The sequence below is a fragment of the bacterium genome (assembly GCA_037127815.1).
GTDB lineage: Bacteria > Patescibacteriota > Minisyncoccia > Phycocordibacterales > CAIZLB01 > CAIJKW01.
Genome location: JBAXXP010000002.1, coordinates 33,288 through 55,757, shown reverse-complemented (window position 1 = coordinate 55,757; position 22,470 = coordinate 33,288). Strand labels below are relative to the sequence as shown.

The following is a 22,470-nucleotide window of genomic DNA, read 5'->3' as shown; positions in this document are numbered from 1 at the left end:
ACTTACCTTTGTCAGATAAACCCCATTGTGAGGCATTCAAATTTGGATCTTTCTCTGTATCAGCGTGACGTAGAAAGATTATTTTTGTTGTATCAGTCATTAATAATTTGAATTAGTACGACTTTGCAAAGATAACCCTACCTTTAGATGGCTTACCAGACTTTATACAAACTCCGTCATCTTGTACTTGATCAAACGCAATACATCTAATTGTTGCAGCTGTTTCTTCTTTAATTTGTGCTTCGACGTCAGCATCACCTGACCAGTGCGCAAGAACAAAATTACCAGCTTCAATTTCTTTAACAAAATCTTCCCATGTATCAACTGTTCTTTCTTTTTCTTTTCTATAATCACCAGCTTTTGCAAATAGATTATTTTGAATTTCTTCAAGTAGGTTTGAAACAGTGATTACAACATCATCAGTAGTAATTGAAACCTTCTCTCCAGTATCTCTTCTTGCAATAAATAGCGTATCATTTGCAAGATCTTTTTTACCAAGTTCAATTCTAACAGGAACACCCTTTCTCTCCCATTCGTAAAATTTCTCACCTGGTCTAATATCTCTTGTGTCAATTTTAACTCTTATACCTCCTTCTTTTAGCCATGATGAAACTTCTTCAGCTTTAGCAATGATAGCTTCCCTGTCTTCATCGTTATTTATAATTGTTGTAATTACAACTTGATTAGGGGCGATTTTTGGAGGCAGAACCAACCCTTTATCATCTGCATGAGTCATTATAAGTCCACCAATCATTCTTGTGCTTACTCCCCAACTTGTTTGCCAACCAAATTGCTCAGTATTATCGCGGCCTAGGAATTTAACATCAAAGGCTTTAGCAAAGTTTTGGCCAAGGTGATGCGATGTTCCAAATTGCAATGCTTTTCCATCCTGCATAATTGCTTCAACACAATATGTTTTAAATGCACCAGCAAATTTTTCTGATTCAGATTTTGTTCCAAGAATTACTGGGATTGCTAAAATGTTCTCAGCAAATTCTCTGTAAACTTCAAGCATTTCTCTTGCCTTGTCATCAGCCTCTTTTTCAGTCTCATGTACAGTGTGACCTTCTTGCCATAGGAATTCTACAGTTCTAAGGAATAGACGAGGTCTCATTTCCCATCTCACAACGTTTGCCCATTGATTGATAAGTAGAGGTAGGTCTCTGTACGATTGTATCCATCGTGAAAAAGTATCATAAATAATTGTTTCCGATGTTGGTCTGATAACCAATGGCTCATCTAACTTCTTTCCTCCGGCATGTGTGACCATTGCAACCTCAGGTGCAAAGCCTTCTACGTGATCTTTTTCCTTATTTAAAAAACGTTCAGGAATAAATAGTGGAAAGTATGCATTTTCTACCCCTGTTTCTTTGAACCTAGAGTCTAGGTATTTTTGCATGTTTTCCCATATGGCATATCCTGTTGGCTTGATAATCATACATCCTTTTACTGGACTATATTCTGCCATGTCCGCAGCTGCAATAACATCCAAATACCATGCAGAATAATCCTCTGATCTTGGGGTGATAATATTGCTTGCTTTAGACTTGTTTGTATCAGCCTTATTGGAACCACCTTCCATTTTTTTAGTCTCGTTTGTCATGTGATTATAATAGTATAAATATAGGTTTGGAGCAATTGAAGCTGGTTGGGGTAATTTATTCATTCATAAAGAAAAAGTGCCCCCGCGGAACGCGGGGGCACTAAATGAATTGAAACTCAGTCCTTCAGCAGCCAAGGTCTGTCGTGAGACATTGGCTGAGGTTGTTTGAGTGTCTGAACAGAACGCAGGTTGCCAAGCGGACGAAACATGGCAGTGTTGCGAGCAGAAGTCTCGCAAGCACTATCAGATTCACAAAAACAAAACTGCATCAGGTCCTGCTGATTGCGCCACAGCAGCACTTTCCAGTTTGCCAACTTGCGATTGCAAAATTGACACTTTCTCGCCGAATCTTGGCTAATCCGAACAATCTTCAATTCTCCGATATCAGGATCACCAACTCCATGTCGGCGTACCTTCTTTGGCTCGGGTTTTGAAGCCCTCGCTTGCAATTCAGCAATTGGACCAATTAGGGCCGGTCTCACTTGCCCTTCCCTTACTCCGTATTCTCTTTTCACGATTTGATTATTCTACTTGTTTGTTTTGAATGAGGTCTGATTATTTAAAACAACCTCTGCGTCATATTTCATCATATTTTTGATAAATAATCAAGTATTTAATGCATATTTTATAGGAATGAAAAAGCGCCCCCCTTTCGGGGGCGCCAGTTGCTAATTTGTCTATCTTGCAGGATAGTTGAAGGCATTAACGAACCTTGAGTTCTGTGAGGTATGCTTGAGTCTCACTTACGATCAAATCAAGCTTGTTGTCCTCGAGAATTGGATAGTGATGAGGGCATGAAATACCAATCTCCCTTCCATGATACCGACGTGCCAATTTCTTGACAACTTTCGGCAAAATAGTTGGGTCTCCATCACAATAAAATGCAAGCAGTTTGCCTACGGACTTAACCTTTGGGGCAAAGTTACCGAGTACGGCACCCATGCAGACTTGCAACGCAAGCCATCCGTAACTCAGTGCTTCGACGTAGTCCGGCAGGACTCCTCCAAATAACTTCGCTCTATGTTTTTCCTTCAGGCGGAACCTGAAGTTGAACAGGGATTGAAAGAAGTAGAGATTTTGGATGGGCCACACGCGAAACGGATAATCCATTGGATTATGACTGGGGGCACCAATTGTGACCACGGCCTTAACCCTTGAATCATCGATGAAGTGTGTAGCAAGCTGTCCACCGAATGAATGCCCGATAATGACCAAGTCTTCATCAGGGCTATAGTTGTCAGAGATGTGCTTTCCAAGTTCTTCCTTTGCGTTGCTTACGTTTGTAAACCAAGACGAAGAAATTGAATCGATATTTGCTGTGGGATAAAGTCCTTTCAGCCGATCTTTCAATTTTTCCATCATAAAGAATGAACTGAAAAGTCCGGGAATTAGTACAATTTTCAAGCTAACCTTTCCATGCCCCTTAGGGCTTTGTTGTTTTAAAGATCAAATTCCTAATATGCCATTCGCCCAAACGAAAAGCAGGAACACAGTATTTATACTACATTTTTATAGAAAAGTCAATGTCTTGGACTTGATTAGCTCAAAATCATCATATTTATGGTTGTCACCTTCCAACTCTATAAGTTCAATATTGGTTTTATTAAGTGGCTCCAGATAGTTCTTTAAATCATCAAAAGAAGTGATGGGGTCATTAGAGTTTTGAATAAGTACTGTTGGAATTTTAAATTCTCTCAACCAACTAGTGACATTAAAACCTTCTTTTAATGCCATGTTGATTGGAAATCCTACAAACACACATTTCTTAGGTTTTATTTTACCTCTGAAGATTCCATAAAGTGTTACTATTATTCCAACAGATTTGGCAAAAATTATATAGTCATCAGAACCCAGATTATCTACAAGTTTATCAAGTTCTATTTCAAAATTTATATCAGCGTCATCGCCCTCCCAATGTGAATAATATTGTCTGTAAATATCTTCGAATTCATTAGAAAATGCCAACGCTGCTTTGTCCGCCCATTCTCTATTTGATTTGCTGTTTCCTGGTAAGATTATTAATTTCATAATTCTAGTATTATAATATTATTAGTACTTACTGATTATAACATGTCTGTAAATTTTCAATATAGATATGCACACCTTTTTTTGGGGTCAGGCACCGTGGTGCCTGACCCCAAAAAAACCGCTCAATTGCACTTCTCGTATATGACGAGTTGTAGCAATTAAGCGGGTTTGTGATTTGTGGATGGATATTTAGCTGAAACAACTTGAGTATTCAGGCATTGCGCAATGTACTGGTCAAGGAATATGGACACAGTTCCTCCAGTACCTTGAGACTTTCAACAATGTCCTCAAGTCCACTCTTGTATTCAGATTCAAGACTAGATGTTGCAAGATTCTTGCTGCCGATCTTTTTATCAATTAACCGCAAATAAGTTTGTACAACAAGAGTAACCCATCCGGAGACTTTCAAATCCTCTTGATTGTAATAGCCAGCTTGTTTGGTGTATTCCTTTGCGAGTATCTTGTATAGATTATTATCACCGTTTGATGTACAGAATTTATCCCTACCTATTCCAAAGCGGCATTGTTTCCCTGTAAAAAGTAAGCCTTCGTTCAAAGCATCACGAAGTATTATTTTGGCTTCGCAATATAAATCCTTGTTACCAAGACTTTTATTACGACTCAGCTCATTCAGTTTTTTTGAATTAGCCTTAACCTTCATCAACGTCAAAATAGAGTTATCCTGCACATCGTCCTGTATGTTTTTCTTGAAAATCAATTGCACAAGAAAAATAGAAAGTATTGCTGCGATTACAGTCAGCGACAGCATCGTACTATCAATTATCACTGCATTCATAGGATGTTTATTTGGGGTTGTAGCAACTGAAATACTCCACCACGGAGCGAAATCAAAGTGCTATATGTTCGAATAAAATAATACGTTTTATACGCCCAATGTCAACATAATGCGGGATAACCGAGACTGTTTTAAGATTATTGTCTTGAGATATTGTAAATGGCAGCCTTTTTTCCAGCCACAAGAATATGAGTTGTTCTGTCTAATTTCATAGTCTTTTGAAAATTGAATAGATTATTTTCAAACTCCTCCTTATCCCCCACTATTAATATAATAGCTTTTCCGCCTCTCATTAGAACATACTCAAATTTAGTAAGCATTTCATTATAATCGATTTTATTATTCTCAAAAGCATGATCTTTGAATACACTTTTTCCACGGAAACTTGTCCATGGTGGATCAGTAATAATTTTTGTAATTGAACCCTTTGGAATAGTTTCTTCTTTTAATTCAAAGAAATCTCCGTGAATTAATTTTATATTCTTTCTGGTATTGATTTGTCTGTTTAATTCTTTGTGAATTCCTTCAATAGCACGCTCATGTGAATCAACACCAATAGCATTTTTATATGCATTAAAGTGAACACGCTCTTTTAGAATTCCTCCATAACCACAAAATGGATCAAGAATAATATCCTTTGGAGTTGGGTTAGATTCCAGTATTAGAAGCTCGGCAACTTCTGGAGGAAGCTCGCCAGCTCTATGATGTTTTTTGTCTTCAGAAAGTTGAGTTAGTCTAAGTGCACAAATAAGTCTTATGTTCTTATTCTTTGGTTCCAATACTTCACCAAGTGGTGTTAGTTCACCCTCTGTATCCCCTACTGTGTTTCCGTTCTTGTCAGCTGTAGCTTTTGCTACCGCCTCATTCCACTCTTCGTCAACTTCTTCAACATTCTCTTTGTTAACCCTAAGCTTATTTCTTCTCATAAACCAAAGTTCTCTTTGGGGTTCACGAACAGAAAGCTTCATTCCTAGATCTTTTTCAACAACCGTTTCTGCTTTTTGTAGATATACACGATCAAAACCAATTGTCTGATTGTTTTCTGCAACAACAATTTTAAAAGTTTCTCTGTGTTGTCCTAGTAGAGTTCTGACATGTGATTTGTTGTGCACACCATCATTTATAAATCTCTTGAACAAGTTTTCAAAAGACATATCTTCCTTGAAATATAGACCGTTTAATATAACAAATATATTAGTAAAAAAACGCATTTGTCTTAACTCATGCGGAGTATAGTCAGTTTCAAAAATCGCCATACCATCAATTACTTCTACAAGTCTAAATCTATCCTTTGGCTTTTTCTTAAGTTGTCTCTCTATTATGCTCTGTCCGCCACTTACAAAGGTAGCGCAGTATAAATCCATTTTATTTTTCATATATTTGTATGGGGTAAGGTACCAATTTGAGGTCTTACCGCCTAACGTCGTCGGGGTTAATCCCTTTGCCTAAATGACAGGAGAATCGATAACATTAATGCTACTATAACACAGTAACACCAAAAAAACAATGGCTTGAACATGGCCTACCTTCAACCTTATCTCTAACCTCTTCTTGTAACTATCATGAGCGCAATCATTGGAGACAAGACACACACAAAATCACCTAGTCCAGATTTAAAGAAGTCTCTAAGGTCTGCTGTTAAGCTATATATATCCCTTGCTGGTAGTATGTGAAATGTTAGGGTCATAACTAATAGAATCAACGAAACTGAAAGAAGTACAGCGTCTAAGAAGCCAGCTATACCACTTTTTGTACCGTCATAATGACTAAGTCTTCTTGTGATAAAGAATAGTAAAGCAAACATCACTATAAAAACTCCGGCTTGTGAAAGGTAAATATTAAAGGCTGTATCCTTTGCAACTAATACGTTTTGCAAATATGGAAAAGATTTGAAAATTACAGCTGTTGGATAAAATGCAATTATTAGTGAATACATTACTCCTCTCCCCTTGTAAAAAGTTAAACCGATAAGAACGACGAGAGTTGCAATTAATCCGATGTTGAACATATGTATTTATTATATATTGTTTTATCTTATTGTGGAAATTATTTATGTTAATAAAATACTTCGTGAACATTCAATCGCTAAATTTGCTATCAAAGATAAAAACCCCATCGACTGCTTCAGTCTCAGATGGGGTAATTATTAACAGACATGAATATAGTATTCAAGACTATCTCTTGTTTGGATCTCTTTTTGCGAAAGCTTCATGCTTTATTGCAAGTCTCTTCTTTGTTTTTTTAGAACGAGAAGCCTTACCTTTTCCTACACCAGTTGCTCTTTTTGCCATAATGTAGCCATTATATACTATTTATCGCCCAGAGTCTAATTTTAGGGATAATAGGAAGTTTATTCTATATCCCCTCTTTCTTTAATTCCTCCAGTAACTTTCTTGCATCCTTTGAAAGCTTCTTTGGAATACTAATTGAGATCTTGAACAACAGATCTCCTCGGCGAGTGGCTCTATTATCCATTGGTACTCCTTTTCCTCTAACTCTGAGCATTTCTCCGTGTGTAATTCCAGCGGGCACCGTTAGTATTAACTCACCTTCAAGTGTTTCAACTTTAATGTCAGCTCCAAGTAGTGCGTCTGTTAATTTAATTTCAAGTGGAAATATTAAATCAAAATTATCTTTAATTATTTTTGGATGTTTTTTGATATGTAGCTTAATAAATAAATCCCCTGGGGCACCACCTGCTATAGACTCACCCTTTCCTTGAACTCTTAATGTGTCACCTGGATTTATCCCTGGTGGAATTATTACACTTATCTCCTCTGTGCTATGTACTGTTCCCTCACCTCTACATGTTTTACATTTTTCTTTAGGAATTTTTCCGGTACCAAAACATTTATCGCAAATTTTCTCATTTTGCATCTGACCAAAGATTGTACGTTTTATTTCATAGACAGTTCCAGTTCCTTGGCAAGTACCACAATCATCAAACTTAGTACCAGGTTCACCTCTTGTGCCATCGCAATGGCTACAAGTGCTATCCTTGCTAACTGTCACCTTTTCTTCTTTTCCAAATATGGACGATTTAAAATCTATTTCAATACTAATTTCTATATCACGTCCTCGTCTTTGTTTTTTAGCAGAACTTCTTCCTCCACCACCAAACATACTTCCAAAAATATCGCCTAAATCAAATTCAACACCATCTTGTCCAAAGTCCCCTCCACCAAAACCACTTCCAGAAAAATCAAAACCCCCAAAACCTCCTTGGCCTTGTCCACCACCATACTGTCCTCCACCACCAGGACCAGCTGATCCAAATTGATCATATTGAGCACGCTTTGAATCATCAGATAAAGTACTATAAGCTTCACTTATTTCTTTGAATTTATCTGCGCTCTTTGGATTTTTATCAGGGTGATGCTCATGAGCAAGTTTTCTGAAAGCTTTTTTGATTTCATCTTTGCTTGCACCCTTATCAACCCCCAATGTTTTGTAATAGTCTTTAGCCATTTTGATTTAATTTGATTTTCGATTTTAATTTAGGCCCATACCTACTTTGTGATTTAATAATTATATGACGAATATTCAATAATGGATAAATGTCCATCGATTGAATATTCGCTCATGCAGAAACGCATGATTTGTAAAAAAGTACTTACTTGTTTGTTGTCGATTCTCCAAACTTCGCGGGTCTATGTTTGTGCTTAGTGTAATCTATCTTGCCTGAGATGATTCTAGATTAGATTATTTTGTCTCCGCATCTCTAACATTGTCACCCTCTGGTGTTTTTTCTGTTGATCCAGTTTCTGGTCCAGTTGCGGGTTCTGTTGCAGATTCAGCCCCTGGAGTAGCTCCAGCCTCAGGAGCGGGTGCTGCCTTTGAAAGCGCTTCACCAATCTTTGAAATTTCAGTTGAAAGTTCTTCAGATGCTTTTTTAACAGCTTCAATTTCACCAGTATCCTTAATAGCACGAAGTGCAGTAACCTTTTCCTCAACTCCCGTTATAACCTCAGCTGGAATCTTTTCCTTATTCTCTCTGATAGCCTTTTCCGCTGTGTAAATCATGTTATCAGCAGTATTTCTCATTTCAATTTCCTCTTTCTTCTTAACATCATCAGCTGCGTGAAGTTCAGCATCTTGCTTCATCTTCTCAATATCCTCTTTTGAAAGACTTGAGCTTGCTTCAATTCTAATTGATTGTTCTTTGTTTGTTGCCTTCTCCTTTGCTTTAACACTTAGGATTCCGTTTGCATCAACATCAAAAGTAACCTCAACTTGGGGCATACCACGTGGTGCTGGTGGAACACCATCTAGAATAAATCTACCTAGTGACTTATTGTCTTGCGCAAGAGCACGCTCACCTTGAACAATATGAATCTCTACAGATGTTTGATTGTCCGCCGCAGTTGAGAAAACTTGTGAACGTGATGTAGGGATAGTTGTATTTCTTTCAATAAGTTTTGTTGTAACATTTCCCATAGTTTCAATTCCAAGTGAAAGTGGAATAACGTCTAGAAGTAGAATTCCAGTGACATCTCCTCCAAGAACTCCACCTTGAATTGCAGCACCTAGGGCGACAACTTCATCAGGATTAATTGTAAGATTTGGTTCCTTTCCAAAGAAAGCTTTAACAGTCTCTCTAAGTTTTGGCATTCTTGTTTGTCCTCCAACTAGGATAATTTCATTAATATCAGCCACCTTAAATGGTGAAGCCTCAATTGCACGCTTTGTAATTTGCATTGCGCGCTCTATGAATTCATCAGCAATTTCTTCCAATTTTGCACGAGTAATTTTAAGTACCAAGTGTCTTGGTCCTGAATCATCGTTAGCAATAAAAGGAATATTTATTTCTGTTTCTGTCGCTGTTGAAAGTTCAATCTTTGCCTTCTCAGCTGACTCATCAAGCCTTTGCATTGCAAGAGGGTCTTTTCTAAGATCAATTCCGTTTTCTTTCTTAAATTCATCAGCGATGTAATTTAATAGTTTGTAATCAATATCGCGTCCTCCAAGTCTATGGTCTCCGTCTGTTGCTTTAACCTCGACAACTTCATCACCAACTTCTAGAATTGAGATATCAAATGTTCCTCCTCCAAAGTCAAAGACTGCTAATTTCTCATCCTTCTTTTTGTTGAATCCATAAGCAAGAGCCGCTGCTGTTGGCTCATTAATGATTCTCATTACTTCAAGTCCTGCAATTTTACCAGCATCCTTTGTCGCTTGTCTTTGTGAGTCATTGAAGTATGCAGGAACTGTAATAACAGCCTGTGTAATTTTCTCACCAAGTTTTGCCTCAACATCAGCCTTAATTTTTGAAAGAATCATTGCAGAAACTTCTTCTGCAGAGTAATCCTTGTCAGCCATCTTTATATTAACTCCACCGTTTGCTGCCTTTGAAAGATCGTAAGCTACGGTTTTTAGATCAGCTTGAACTCCGGCCTCATCAAAACTGTGCCCGATAAATCTCTTGATACCATAAACGGTATTCTTTGGATTAGTTACAGCTTGACGCTTTGCTAATAATCCAACAAGTCTCTCATTTGTCTTTGAGATTGCCACAATTGAAGGTGTTGTTCTTGAACCTTCTGCGTTCTCTAGAATCTTTGGAGCCCCAGCCTCCATTACGGCAACGGCCGAGTTAGTTGTTCCCAAGTCTATTCCTATTATTTTAGCCATAGTTTTATTTAGTTATTTAATTATTTTCTTTTAATTTTCCTCTATTGGTTTTTACCAATATCATTTAATAAATTTGTAAAGTGGAATATGTTGAATGTGTTGAATATATCAAACACATCAAACAAATTCTAAATTAGATAACTGAGTTTGGAGATCTTGGTGAAATACTTACAAGTGATTTTTTGAGTCTCATAAATTGACCATCTTTAAACATTAGTTTTTGTCTATCAATTAATAGTAGAGCGAGTACACCCAAGACAAAAGAATATATCAGAATATTATTTGAACTTTGATGTGCTGTAAATAATGGAGAAATATTGCTTATTATTGAAGCCTCATGAAGAAGTAGTGGTTCAACAGCTGTTCTAATATGCTCTGAAATTTGAGCAGAAAGTAGCTCTAGATTCAATCCTTGAATAGCTTGCTGACCCATTCCTAGGCCACCTACAGCTCCGTCAGACAGAGTATTTAGGCTATTTAGGAAATACTGAGTCTCATTGGCATTCAGCCTTTTGTAGGCATAATTTCCAGCCTCATATACCCCAGATTGAGCATTTTGAGCCAAAAAAACAACCACCATAAAAACCGCTAATCCTACCTTCATTAGCAGTAAAACCTTATGTTTATAGGTCTTTTGAGCGATTATCATCTTCTTGTTTTTATATTATAGCACACCTGTCAAGGTTTTTGAGTATCGTTTCCGCTTATTATTTTTGAAAAACCCTAACCATCGCAGGTCTTAAAACTTTGTCCTTGACCATGTATCCTTTTTGTAAAACCGAAGAAACAGTTTCATCGAGTTTAGCATCGGTTGTACTATCTACTCCAATCATATGGAATTTTGCAGGATCTGCCTTATCACCTATTTCTCCAAATTCTGTAACATCATTCTTTGACAAAACTGCCTTGAATTGATTATAAATTTTCTCCATTCCGTTTCTCCACTCCAAAGATACCGCCTCCCAGGCTACTTTATTAGACATTGCCATATCGAAACTATCTATAACTGGTATAAATTCCTCCAATAGATTTTGAGTAGCAAATTTTAGAAATTCTTGTTTTGATTCCTCATCTCTTCTTCTTATGTTTACAAACTCAGCTTTTTCCTTTTGCCAACCTGTTAGGTATTCTTGTTTCTCATTAATGGCAATCTTAAGTTTTTCTCTTAATTGCTTTAGCTTTTCTGATGATCCAACCTCCTTACCTTCCTCATCAGTATCAACAAACTCCTCCACATCAAGGTCTTCAGATTCTGCATCATCCAATGAATCCTTTATATCGCTAGCTGTATATGGTGCTGTAGTTTCCTCGTCATCTAATTGGATATCTCCTATGTTTTGCTTTTGTATGTCGTCTTTCATGGTTTTGTAAGGGTTGTTATGTTAAAAATTATACTTATTTTCGATGTTTGAGCAAATAGCCCTGAATCAATCTTACAAAATCAACCACTAGGGTTTATTCCTGTATTAAGTTATTAAGCTGACTATTAAATATCCTTGCGTAATGTCGATTGAAATCTATAAGCTCATCATGATTACCACTTTCTACAATCTTTCCATCTTCAATTAACATTATTTTATCAGCCTTTCTGATTGTTGCCATATCATGGCTAATATAAAGAATAGAAACTGTTCTAGGTAGATTCTCTAATTCCTCAAATATTCCAATTTCTGATTCCGCATCAATTGAAGCTGTTGGTTCATCGAGTATCATAACAGATGCTTCTTTGTAGAAAGCTCTTGCGAGTGCTAATTTCTGAGCCTGTCCTTTTGATAATGACTCTCCCGCAAATTCCTTTCCTAACATTGAATCATATTTATTATCCCATTTCTCCACAAACTCATCAGCCTTACTTTTCTTAAGACTTGCAATGAATCTTTCTTCATCGATTTTATTACTTCTATCTAGATTACATATCATCAAGGATTCACGTAATGTTAAGGCAGTGTATTTATTAAAGTCCTGCATCAAAGTAGATAAATGAACCCACCAATCTTCTGGTCTTATATGTTTCAAATCAATTCCATCAACTGTGATTTTTCCTGAGGTAGGATCATACATTCTAAGTAGCAACTTAACAATAGTTGACTTACCAGCACCGTTTATTCCAATAAGACCAACTCTCTCGCCTGATTTAATTATAAACGATACGCCATCAAGTATTATCTTGTCGGTATCAGGATATGAAAAAACAACATTATCGAATATAATTTCAGGTCCGACGTCTGGTGTTTTAATAGGAAATTCCACAGGCTTATGAGTTTGTATTAAAGGTTTAACATTAAGAAAGTCAATAATATCATTTGATAGAGCGATATTTTCTTCCTGATATGCCATACCAACAAATAGGTTTGAAACCGCTCCAGAGAACTTATCTATAGTTTGAGAGTAGAAAAGGAAGGCTCCAATTAATATCTTTCCATCTGTAATATGTGTCAATAAAATAAATATAACAGCTATAAAACTGACTATGTTTATTACCTCAACTCCAGTATATTTCTTGAATCTCTCACCTTCATTCTTCTGCAATTTCTCAGTTGTCTCCTTAAATATGTTAAATGTTTTTTCTTTAAAATAATTTAAAGATCCAAATCTCTTAACCTCAGGCAATCTGTCTGTATTTGTAATATGTGATCTATATTCATAGTACCTTCTTTGATCCTCCCCACCTCCACTACTCCAAATACCCCAGCTCTTTTTTCCATATTTTCTTTCAATTAATATCTGAGGTATTATCGAAACTATTGTAATTAAATAAATTCTCCAGTCCAATAATCCAATAATAAGAGATGAGGTTATGATTATGGAAACCGGATTAATTATATAGAGGAAATATGAAAAAACTTCAACCAATGGGAACATTTGCCTTCTCAATGCTCGTTGTTTTAAATTTTGAAAATCCTTACTTTCAAGCCTACCTAGATCAAGATTTGTAGCCTGTTCAGCAAACATTTTTTCTGAGTTTATTTGTAGTTTATATCTCCAAATTGCATTCACATAACCATTCAATCTACTTAATAAACTCATTGCTGATTCAACTAACGCCCACAATAACGCAAGTTTAAAAACCATAGCTAGTCCAGCTCCAGGATTTTTAGCATAATCAATCAAATTGTTAATAATATCAGCTGATATTTTATATCCAAGGAAAGGAATTTGAGCACTAAGAAAAATAATAACAGCTAGTGATACTGTCAAAACTGGCGCTGATTTTATTGCTTGCTTAACACTGAATTTAAATACTTTTAAGTAGTCTTTCATAAGAATAAAATTTAATTAATATTAATCAGAAAATGTTAATAAGGCCGTAAGTCTGAAATGTTTAGAAATTATACCACACTCGGGCGAACTCTGGCTGACTCTATTGAACCGAATAAAGATAAAAACTCCTTTGTGGGGAGCTTCTATCTTTTTTAATTTTGAATGAGCCAACTGGTGTCTCTTTCTTATTATATTGTTTTGGTGATTCCGTCTTGTATTAACGCTTTGACCATTGTGGAGCCTTTCTAGCTTTCTTCAGACCGAACTTTCTTCTTTCCTTAGCTCTAGGGTCTCTTCTTAGGTATCCAGCTGACTTAAGTACACCACGTAGTGCTGGAGTATGCTTTTCAATAGCGCGGGCAATAGCATGTCTTACAGCTTCTGCTTGTCCTGCGATTCCTCCTCCAACAACCTTAACTGTGATTGCAAACTTAACTTCTGCTAGATCAAGTGCTTCAAGAGCTTTTCTTTGAAGTGTTGCTGTCTTGAAGTATTCAACAAGTTCCTTGCCGTTTACTGTGATAGAAGACTTTGTAGCCTCAACTAGTCTTGCTCTAGCTGATGAAGTCTTTCTTCTTCCTATTGTTTCTGTATATTTTTTAATTTCACTCATATTTTTATTTAAATTTAACGATGTTAACTTATTATTCTGTAACAATTAAGTGAGTCATCATTTTTGCTTTAAGCTTGTTATCAGGAAGCATTCCGTTAACTGCAATTCTGAAAACTTCAGAATATCCTTTATCCTCAATTACCTTTGACATAGTTCTTATTCTTTGTCCTCCAGGATATCCAGAATAGTTTTTGTAGTACTTGTCATTCTTTCTTTGAGAATTGATATCTGCTTTTGATGTATTAATAAGTTCAACTGTAATATCTGGAACATTGTTCTTTGAATATTCAGGAGTATTTTTACCCATCAAAATTGAAGCAACCTCTTGGGCAACTCTACCAATCTTCTTATTTTTTGCGTCTATTACGTAATTCATATATTTATAATTATTTAACAATTAATTCAATTGCAGCCATCTTGCTACCATCTGATGGACGACGATCAAGCTTAATAATTCTTGTGTAGCCACCGTTAACACCTTCATATTGTGGAGCAATTATATTTGAAAGCTTGTTTGAAATAGGATTGTTAGCAAGTCTTGCTTCTACTTGTCTCTTTGAAGCAACAGTTCCAGGACGAGCAAGTGTTATAAGTTCCTCAGCGTACGGTCTAAGTTCTTTAGCCTTAGCTTCAGTTGTAATAATTTTACCATGTAAGAAAAGCTCACGAGCAAGTGATCTCATCAGTGCTCTGCGTTGGTTTGTCTTTCGACCGAATTTTCTGTTTGCATTATGGTGTCTCATGGCTTTTCTTTTATTTCTTAGTAATTAATTATTATATATCTACGCTTATTCTTTAAGTGATAGATCTAGAGATTGTAACAAAGTTTTAATTTCTTCTAATCCTTTGTTTCCAAGTCCTTCAATATCAAGAATATCCTTTTCCTTCTTTCTAATAAGACCTCCGATAGTTCTGATATTTGCATTAACAAGAGCATTAGTTGTTCTTTGTGATAGGTCTATTGACTCAATACGAGTCTTTAGAGCGTCATCAAGAGCTTCCTTATCCTCAATTGTTGCAACCTTTGATGATTCCTCAGCAACTTCTTTTTCCTTATTGTGAGCTGCTACTTCAATTTTATCTTCCTTGAATCCGATAACGGCTCTTAGTTGATTAATCATGATCTCAATAGACTTCTCTAACGCCTCATGAGGAGTTATTGTTCCATCTGTTTGAATCATAAGAGTTAGCTTATTGAAGTCAGTTCTGTCTCCAATACGCATTTCCTCTACATCGTAGTTAGCTGAAATTATAGGAGAAAAAGCAGCGTCAAGTGCAATAGCACCAATATCAACTCTTTCTTTCTCAATTTCCTCCTTTCTAACATAACCGATACCTTGCTCGATAGTTAATTCAATATCAACTTCTGTATCCTTGTTTGTGATTGTAAGAATATGTAGTTCTGGATTTGAAAGAGTAACTTGACCAGATAATTTTATATCACCAGCCGTAACTGTATTTTCTCCTCTAACTTTAATAGTTACAACTTGAGCTTCGTCTGTTGTTAGAGCAAATCTTGCTTTTTTAAGATTTAGAATGATGTTAATAACATCTTCCTTAACTCCATCAATTGCTGAAAATTCATGAGGAACACCTGCAATCTTAACTCTTGTTATTGCTGCACCTGTTAATGATGAAAGGATAATACGTCTAAGAGAGTTTCCTAGAGTGTGACCGTAGCCAGGATAAAGACCTTCAATTTCATAAGTTCCCTTTGATGAAGTTTCTTCTACTATTTTTGGCTTTGATGGCAATACAATGTTTGTGTCGGTCATGGTGTTTTAAAATTAAATACTACTTCTTATAAAATTCAATAACTGTACCAAGATCAAACAGTAGATCTTGACCTTCCATAGTTGGCATCTTTAATACTGAGGCTGTTTGTTTTTCTGCATTCCATGTAAGCCATGATGGTGTCTCCTTTGTTTTGATTATTTCATCAATTTTATTGAAAATACCATTATTCTTACTTCCTTGTCTGATTGAAATCTCGTCTCCCACTTTAACTACAAATGAAGGGATTGTTAGTCTTCTTCCATTTACTAGTATGTGACCATGAGATACAGCTTGTCTTGCAAATCTTCTTGTTGGTACAAGACCTAATCTGCTAACAACGTTATCAAGTCTAGTTTCTAGAGCTTCAAAGATTTTTACAACAGGAGTTGTAGACTTTGATTCAATAACCTTATTAACGTAATTTGAAAATTGCTTTTCAGAAACGCCATAAGTGAATCTAGCTTTTTGCTTTTCAATCAATTGCTTTCCGTAATCACTTCTAGGTCCTCCTCTCTTTTTCTTTGAAGAGAAATCACGCTCAGCTCTAGCCTTAAACTTTGCTGTTTGTGTTTTTTCAAAGATAGGTGCTCCTAATCTTCTTGCTATTTTATATTTTGGTCCAGTTTTCATATTATTGTTTGTGTGGTGGGTTTATGCACTATTAGTACATAGTCCCATTTAACTATACTCTTCTTGGCTTCTTTGCCTTTGGGCCATTAAATGGAACACCAGTCGCATCCTTTACAGCAGAGATACTAATACCTTTACTGATAAATGCTCTGATTGCTGATTCTCTACCTGAACCAACTCCCTTAACTACAGCTGATACTTCTTTTACACCCATCGCGATTGCTTTATCAGCTAGAAGCTCTCCAACTTTAGCAGCTGCAAAAGGAGTACCCTTTTTTGCACCTTTAAAGCCGAGTGAACCACTTGAAGACCAAGCTACTGCATTACCTTTTACATCAGTTAAAATAACTTTTGTATTATTGTAAGTTGATTGAATACAAAGAATACCTGCATCCATCTTTCTTTTAGATGCTGCTGATGATGTCTTTTTCGCGCCGTCTTTGCCGGCTGTTGCAATTCTCTTCTTTCCCATATTGATTATAAATTAAAATTATTTCTTAGACTCTTTCTTCTTACCTGAACCCATAGTCTTCTTAGGACCCTTAAGAGTTCTGGCATTTGTCTTTGTACGCTGACCACGCGCAGGCAATCTACGGATATGACGCAAACCTCTGTATGACTTAATATCTTTAAGTCTCTTAATGTTTGCACCAACTTCACGCTTAAGATCAGCTTCAAGCTTGAAAGCTTCAATAACTGTACGAATTTTTGCTTCTTCGTCAGCTGTTAAATCTTTAGGCTTTTTACTGTACTCAACACCAGCTTCGTCTAGAATCTTGTGAGCTCTTGAACGGCCAATACCAAAAAGTGCCGTAAGGGCCATTTCAATTCTTTTTTCTTCGGGGATTGTTATACCAAGGATACGCATATTATTTTTATTTTTAACGAGACTAGCCCTGTCTTTGCTTGTGACGAGTGTTTGCTGGGCAAATAACACGCACAACCCCGTTTCTTCTAACGGTTCGACACTGTACACAACGCTTTTTGACGGATGCTTTTACTTTCATGTTTATTATTTAAAGTTGTGAAAACTATACTACTATAATCCCAAATTAATGTAAAGCCCATAGGGCACAGGTTAATAGCGCGCGGGTCGCTTCTCCCGTTTTTACATTATTTTGTTTTGTTACATTCGGCGGACAATTCTACCCTTTCCTCCGTATTGATCTATCTCGACAGTTACCTTGTCTCCGATAAAGATACGAATTCTATTGATTTTCATTTTTCCGCCAAGATACGTCATTATTTCCTTATTATCATCCAACAATCTTACTCTGAAATGTGTATCAGGTAGTGATTCTGTGACGACTCCTTGGAAAAGCTTCTTGCCTTGTTTTGATGCATCCATTTGTATAGTCATTAGATTAGCACGGTTATTAATCTTGCACAAGCAAAGTTATCCTACTGGCCTTAGATAGACTCATCTTCCAAAAAGGAAATACGGATATCTTTGCATAAGTGACACCTTTTGCACCCTGTAGTATGGCTAACGCCTCATTTTTACCCTTATTTTCAAGGCTTTTAGCTAATTCCTCCTTGTTTACAGAGGTATTTATTTGAACATCGCCAGTAACACTTATTTGATTGTCCCCAGGCGCTGTAGAGACATCCAAAGTGCTCGAAGAAAGGTTAATACTATAACTAAGACCATTTGCATCCTCCACACCCAAAATACCCTTTGAGCTTTCCGTTATAGATGCATTTAGAAGGGTCTCAGCCTGAAGTGTACCATCGATCTTAATGACAGCCTGTTTTTTGTCATCAGACAGCCTAGCCTCAGAATTTATGATCTTGTACTGTAAAGTATCATTATTTATTATAAGACCTCGAGCATCAGCTTGTTGCTTTAATTCAGCTAGCAAAACATCTCTCATTTTGTCTTTTGCATCACTTACTTGCCCACTCAAGTCCTTTTGGGAAATATTTGGCACTTCTCCTGAGTAACCTCCTGCAATACTACCTTTTGATCTACCATATATGGTCGTAAACTTGGCAGTACCTTTGAAACCTGGAAATGTAAAGTCCTTTGGACCAGAGTTATATTTGTCACCTGAAGCTTCCGCACTAAAGGTTGTTGTAACACTACCCATTGTAACTTTCTTTGAAACAGTCTTTTTTGCAGGGACCGTAACTGCAGAATTCAATAAATAAACTAATCCATTTGATGACTGTAATCTAGTGCCCTTTGTAAGCTTCTGGCTTGCAGTTGTATTATTGAATATAACAACAGTTCCTGTAGATCTTTTATCTAGTTTAATAGTACCAGTTGCTGGTACGCTAACTGAATCAGTTGTCGTCGATTGAAGTGTTTCTCCATTTCCTTGATCAAAGCTCACTCCGGACCCAAGTGAAGCCCTAAGACTTTCGGTTTTAATAGTAATAGTTGTTGAAGCAAATAAATTTAGTGCAAAGAAACAAACAATCAGAATTGTAAATATGAATATAGGTAATTTGTATGATCCCTTAAAAAAACCCCTAATACAACTTACAATTCCATTTCTTCCATTGCCGTACGCAGTATTCTTATTTGTGTAATCCGTAAAGTCATTATCTTCAGTTTCTGTAAGCTCTGGGATTTTTTTATTCTCTATCTCATGTTTATTCTCTCCTAGAATATGAATTTCTTCTGTAGTTTCATCATCAGAAATCTTACGGTCAATTATTTCTATATACTCATCAGTGTCATAATCCTCGACATTAGTTATTGGTCTTTCCAGTTTCTTTATCTCCACACTGGATGATTCATTGTGATCATGCTTCTTTGTAGCATTTTTATGAACAGTTTTTTTTACAACTGATTCTTCCAACATCTCGCCATGGTTTATCTTCTTTTCCACTTCATCATCACTAGTTCCTTTCTCGGAAATAGAAATATTTCTTATAGACCTTTTTTCCTTAGGGATAATATCGTAGAATTTAGATTTTTTTGTCATAACTTATATTATAAATATACCACGAACAAGACACTTTTTGTTAAGAGAATAACTTTTTGTTGTTGAAAAGTGCACCAACAACAGTTGAAATATCAAGATCTAGGAACAGGTTTGCACCACTATCAATTTCACACAATGATGACAGGTCTTTTGCTTCTATCGTTTCTACTTCAAATTTACCCTGTGTTGAGGCGAATTGATGATACTGTTCACTTTCAATAAACATCTTAAAAACACACGATGTACTACGTGAAGAGAACAAAAATATCTTTTTAGGCAATATACTACTTCCTGTGATTACATTTAATACTGAAGAGAACTGTTTAAGCCATTCCTTTCCAGCCAAGCCAACGGATGATTGAACATTATGATGCATTTGTTCCTCTAACTTATTTAGTGAACATGATTTAATCATAGATTCAGCAACCTCAGGGGACGTAAAATTCATTGATTTTGCTACACTTTGGAGTACAAAGTACTTACCAAGCGGAAAAGAGGCTGTGTCCTTGAATATGCCGTCTTTTATTTTTAGGACTTCAGTTACAGCAGAAGTTACATCAACAATTAAATAATCCTTAAGATCAGGGTGCAAATCTTTGATAGCAGAAAATGATACTACTGATTGAGAATGAATGTGTATATTATCTAAATGAAAATTATCATTTACAATACCTTCGATTCTTTTTATTGATTCTGCTCTTGCGTAACTTGTAATTACGTTTATATCTAGTGTACTAGCCTTCATTCCAATTGGACTATCTGTAGTATAACCATTAACAACTGTAGATAAGATATTTTGTTCCAAAGCTAAAACACTATCATTTTCACCCTTATGAGCTTTTGTTATATTTGACCTAGCTTTTTCGATCAAATTATCTGTAATTAAGAAAGGTATCGCCTCCTTCATTTTAATTACATTAGTTTCAGGTATGTACCAAGGTGAAGATAAGACAATTAAAGCACTTTCTGGTTTACCGCATTTCTTTTCATATAGATGAGGAAAATCCTTAGTTTTTATTTCCTTAATAAGATTATCAAATTCAGCTAAAATAAGTGTTTCTATTTGAGCCCTACTTCTTTCTGTATTATATTTTAATTTATTTGTTCTTGCGGAAAGAATTTTTGGTCTCTTGCCTTTTTCATGCAGAACCAAACCACCCTTAACTACCCCATTACCGATATACGCAATGATAGATGTACTAAATTTCATTACTAATATTATAGCACCCATTAGGTGATTTTGTTAAATCTCCCAGTAGGCGATTCTGCTGAATCGAATATTTTTAATAAGTTTACAAGTTTATGATAGAACTGCCTTGATACGTCTTATACCTTGTGCAACAGCTTCTTCCTTTTGAATTTTAAAATGACCAAGTTCAGAAGTATTCTTTACATGAGGGCCTCCACAGAATTCTTTAGAGAAAGCTTCATCAATAGTATCTCCTATGTAATACAAGGTAACCTTGTCTCCATACTTTTCACCAAAGAAATGTAGAGCTCCTGTTTTTGTAGCTTCCTCAATTGGAAGCTCAACAACATTTACAGGTAATGCCTCTTCTATTTTTTTATTAACAATATCCTCCACTTTTTGCTTTTCTTCATCAGTCATTTTTGCAGTATGTGCAAAGTCAAAACGAAGTCTCTCTGGAGTAATATTGCTTCCCTTTTGTGATACATGAGTTCCCAGAACCTGTCTAAGAGCCTGGTGAAGCAAATGAGTAGCTGTGTGATATCTAATAGAAATATCACTTGTATCTCCCATTCCTCCTTTAAACTTTTGCCCAGCGCCTGATCTTGATAAATCTTGATGACTTTTCATTTCCTCATCGAATTCTTCTCTGTCTACAGTTTTTCCAATCTCCCCCGCCATTTCAATTGTCATTTCAACTGGAAAACCGTATGTACTGAACAGAATAAAAGCATCCTTTCCGCTTATTAGATTTGAGTCTCTTTTTAGGTCTTCTTCTAAATCCTTATCGGCACCACCAAGACCTTTTGACTCAAGTTTTTTTACGATTCTATCAAACTCTTTCAAGCCATGTGAAAGTGTATTTCTAAACTTCTGTTCCTCGGCATCAATTGTGACTTTTATAGTTTCTTTTTGTTTTGCAAGACTTTCATAAATATCTCCGTATGTATTTACTACAGCATCAGCAATCCAAAACAGAGAACCCTTCTTAAGACCTAGGTTGTCAGCTAGTCTAACAGCACGTCTAAGTAGTCTTCTTAAAATGTAACCTTGATCAGTATTTGATGGAGTAACACCGTCTGATATAAGCATTACAGAAGTTCTAACGTGATCTGCAACAATTCTTTTTGCTCTAAGTGCATTAAAACCATTATCAATACTTGCATTTGGTGTGACGTCGGTTATCAACTCTTCAATTTTTGCAAAGATATCATCAAAAAGATCTGTCTCATAGAAATTATTCTTACCTTCAAGGACCATGGCAAATCTTTCAAATCCAGCCCCTGTATCAACATTCTTATTTGCTAATTTACCAATAATTTCACCATCCTTCTTTTCAAATTCCATGAAAACATTATTCCAAATTTCAACAAGCTCTTGTGCAGAATCTGCCTTTACAAAATCTTCATGAGAAAGACCTTCTGTGTGAGTGTTTGTAAGATCGTAAAAAATTTCAGTGTCAGCTCCACATGGACCATTATCCCCCGCACTCCACCAATTATTCTTTTCAGGAAGGAAGAATATTCTGTTTCCCTTGATTCCATTTTTATCAAAAATTTCTTTCCAAATACCAGCACTTTCTTCGTCCTTTGGAGCATCCTTGTTTCCTTCAAAACATGTGACGTATAGTCTGTTAGCATCAAGACCAAAACCTTCCTCTGATGTAAGAAGCTCAAAACTCCAATTAATAGACTCCTTTTTAAAATAGTCTCCCAGTGACCAATTACCCATCATTTCAAAAAAAGTAGCGTGAGTGTTGTCACCCACTTCTTCAAGGTCAATAGTTCTCACACATTTTTGAATACTACAAAGACGAGTTCCAAGAGGATGCTTTTCACCCAATAGATATGGCACCAAAGGTTGCATACCGGCAGTATTAAATAGAACAGAAGGGTCATTTTCAGGAACTAGGGATGTACTGGGTAACACCGCATGACCTCTTTTTGCAAAAAAGTCTAAATACTTTTGACGAATTTCTCTTGATTTCATGACATTCAATATAGCATAATT

23 protein-coding genes are annotated in these 22,470 nt (G+C 36.1%); all 23 read right to left on the bottom strand.

What is annotated here, in order from left to right; all coding sequences use genetic code 11:
• Window positions 1-112: 112 nt before the first annotated feature.
• On the bottom strand, window positions 113-1,582 hold the full coding sequence (gene proS, locus WCQ00_02140) for a proline--tRNA ligase (GenBank protein MEI6042345.1): 1,470 nt from the start codon (window positions 1,580-1,582) through the stop codon (window positions 113-115).
• Between the two features lie 723 nt (window positions 1,583-2,305).
• Window positions 2,306-3,007 carry an alpha/beta hydrolase gene (locus tag WCQ00_02135; GenBank protein MEI6042344.1) on the bottom strand — a complete coding sequence of 234 codons (702 nt, stop codon included), beginning with the start codon at window positions 3,005-3,007 and terminating at the stop codon, window positions 2,306-2,308.
• Between the two features lie 105 nt (window positions 3,008-3,112).
• Entirely contained in the window at window positions 3,113-3,631 is a 519-nt protein-coding gene (locus WCQ00_02130) for a hypothetical protein (GenBank protein MEI6042343.1), read from the bottom strand.
• A gap of 211 nt (window positions 3,632-3,842) precedes the next feature.
• Window positions 3,843-4,427 carry a hypothetical protein gene (locus WCQ00_02125; protein MEI6042342.1) on the bottom strand — a complete coding sequence of 195 codons (585 nt, stop codon included), beginning with the start codon at window positions 4,425-4,427 and terminating at the stop codon, window positions 3,843-3,845.
• Window positions 4,428-4,564: 137 nt separating this feature from the next.
• A complete protein-coding gene (locus tag WCQ00_02120) occupies window positions 4,565-5,803 on the bottom strand; it encodes a DNA methyltransferase (GenBank protein ID MEI6042341.1) in 1,239 nt (412 codons plus the stop codon).
• Window positions 5,804-5,967: 164 nt separating this feature from the next.
• Window positions 5,968-6,435, bottom strand: a complete 468-nt coding sequence (locus tag WCQ00_02115; GenBank protein ID MEI6042340.1) for a hypothetical protein — start codon at window positions 6,433-6,435, stop codon at window positions 5,968-5,970.
• A gap of 347 nt (window positions 6,436-6,782) precedes the next feature.
• Complete coding sequence (gene dnaJ, locus WCQ00_02110; protein ID MEI6042339.1) at window positions 6,783-7,895, bottom strand: molecular chaperone DnaJ; 1,113 nt, start codon at window positions 7,893-7,895, stop codon at window positions 6,783-6,785.
• Window positions 7,896-8,129: 234 nt separating this feature from the next.
• Complete coding sequence (gene dnaK / locus WCQ00_02105) at window positions 8,130-10,058, bottom strand: molecular chaperone DnaK (GenBank protein MEI6042338.1); 1,929 nt, start codon at window positions 10,056-10,058, stop codon at window positions 8,130-8,132.
• Window positions 10,059-10,191: 133 nt separating this feature from the next.
• Window positions 10,192-10,662, bottom strand: a complete 471-nt coding sequence (locus WCQ00_02100) for a hypothetical protein (protein MEI6042337.1) — start codon at window positions 10,660-10,662, stop codon at window positions 10,192-10,194.
• 103 nt (window positions 10,663-10,765) lie between these two features.
• Window positions 10,766-11,419 (bottom strand): nucleotide exchange factor GrpE, encoded by a 654-nt coding sequence (grpE, locus tag WCQ00_02095; GenBank protein ID MEI6042336.1) that lies wholly within the window; start codon window positions 11,417-11,419, stop codon window positions 10,766-10,768.
• 94 nt (window positions 11,420-11,513) lie between these two features.
• The gene (locus WCQ00_02090; GenBank protein ID MEI6042335.1) at window positions 11,514-13,319 is read right to left on the bottom strand and encodes an ABC transporter ATP-binding protein; all 1,806 of its coding nucleotides are present in this window, start codon (window positions 13,317-13,319) and stop codon (window positions 11,514-11,516) included.
• A gap of 217 nt (window positions 13,320-13,536) precedes the next feature.
• Window positions 13,537-13,932 carry a 30S ribosomal protein S9 gene (gene rpsI / locus WCQ00_02085; protein MEI6042334.1) on the bottom strand — a complete coding sequence of 132 codons (396 nt, stop codon included), beginning with the start codon at window positions 13,930-13,932 and terminating at the stop codon, window positions 13,537-13,539.
• 31 nt (window positions 13,933-13,963) lie between these two features.
• Window positions 13,964-14,308, bottom strand: a complete 345-nt coding sequence (gene rplM / locus WCQ00_02080; GenBank protein ID MEI6042333.1) for a 50S ribosomal protein L13 — start codon at window positions 14,306-14,308, stop codon at window positions 13,964-13,966.
• A 10-nt stretch (window positions 14,309-14,318) separates the two neighbouring features.
• A complete protein-coding gene (rplQ, locus tag WCQ00_02075; GenBank protein ID MEI6042332.1) occupies window positions 14,319-14,675 on the bottom strand; it encodes a 50S ribosomal protein L17 in 357 nt (118 codons plus the stop codon).
• A gap of 45 nt (window positions 14,676-14,720) precedes the next feature.
• A complete protein-coding gene (locus tag WCQ00_02070) occupies window positions 14,721-15,707 on the bottom strand; it encodes a DNA-directed RNA polymerase subunit alpha (protein MEI6042331.1) in 987 nt (328 codons plus the stop codon).
• A 19-nt stretch (window positions 15,708-15,726) separates the two neighbouring features.
• Window positions 15,727-16,338, bottom strand: a complete 612-nt coding sequence (gene rpsD / locus WCQ00_02065) for a 30S ribosomal protein S4 (GenBank protein MEI6042330.1) — start codon at window positions 16,336-16,338, stop codon at window positions 15,727-15,729.
• Between the two features lie 52 nt (window positions 16,339-16,390).
• Window positions 16,391-16,735 carry a 30S ribosomal protein S11 gene (rpsK, locus tag WCQ00_02060; GenBank protein ID MEI6042329.1) on the bottom strand — a complete coding sequence of 115 codons (345 nt, stop codon included), beginning with the start codon at window positions 16,733-16,735 and terminating at the stop codon, window positions 16,391-16,393.
• A 93-nt stretch (window positions 16,736-16,828) separates the two neighbouring features.
• Window positions 16,829-17,206, bottom strand: coding sequence for a 30S ribosomal protein S13 (gene rpsM / locus WCQ00_02055; protein MEI6042328.1), 378 nt, complete (start codon window positions 17,204-17,206; stop codon window positions 16,829-16,831).
• A 22-nt stretch (window positions 17,207-17,228) separates the two neighbouring features.
• Entirely contained in the window at window positions 17,229-17,345 is a 117-nt protein-coding gene (gene rpmJ, locus WCQ00_02050; GenBank protein ID MEI6042327.1) for a 50S ribosomal protein L36, read from the bottom strand.
• Window positions 17,346-17,464: 119 nt separating this feature from the next.
• A complete protein-coding gene (gene infA / locus WCQ00_02045; protein ID MEI6042326.1) occupies window positions 17,465-17,698 on the bottom strand; it encodes a translation initiation factor IF-1 in 234 nt (77 codons plus the stop codon).
• Between the two features lie 16 nt (window positions 17,699-17,714).
• Window positions 17,715-19,271, bottom strand: a complete 1,557-nt coding sequence (locus tag WCQ00_02040) for a hypothetical protein (protein MEI6042325.1) — start codon at window positions 19,269-19,271, stop codon at window positions 17,715-17,717.
• Between the two features lie 40 nt (window positions 19,272-19,311).
• Entirely contained in the window at window positions 19,312-20,481 is a 1,170-nt protein-coding gene (locus tag WCQ00_02035; GenBank protein MEI6042324.1) for a hypothetical protein, read from the bottom strand.
• A 90-nt stretch (window positions 20,482-20,571) separates the two neighbouring features.
• Window positions 20,572-22,449 (bottom strand): alanine--tRNA ligase, encoded by a 1,878-nt coding sequence (locus tag WCQ00_02030; GenBank protein MEI6042323.1) that lies wholly within the window; start codon window positions 22,447-22,449, stop codon window positions 20,572-20,574.
• Window positions 22,450-22,470: the final 21 nt, after the last annotated feature.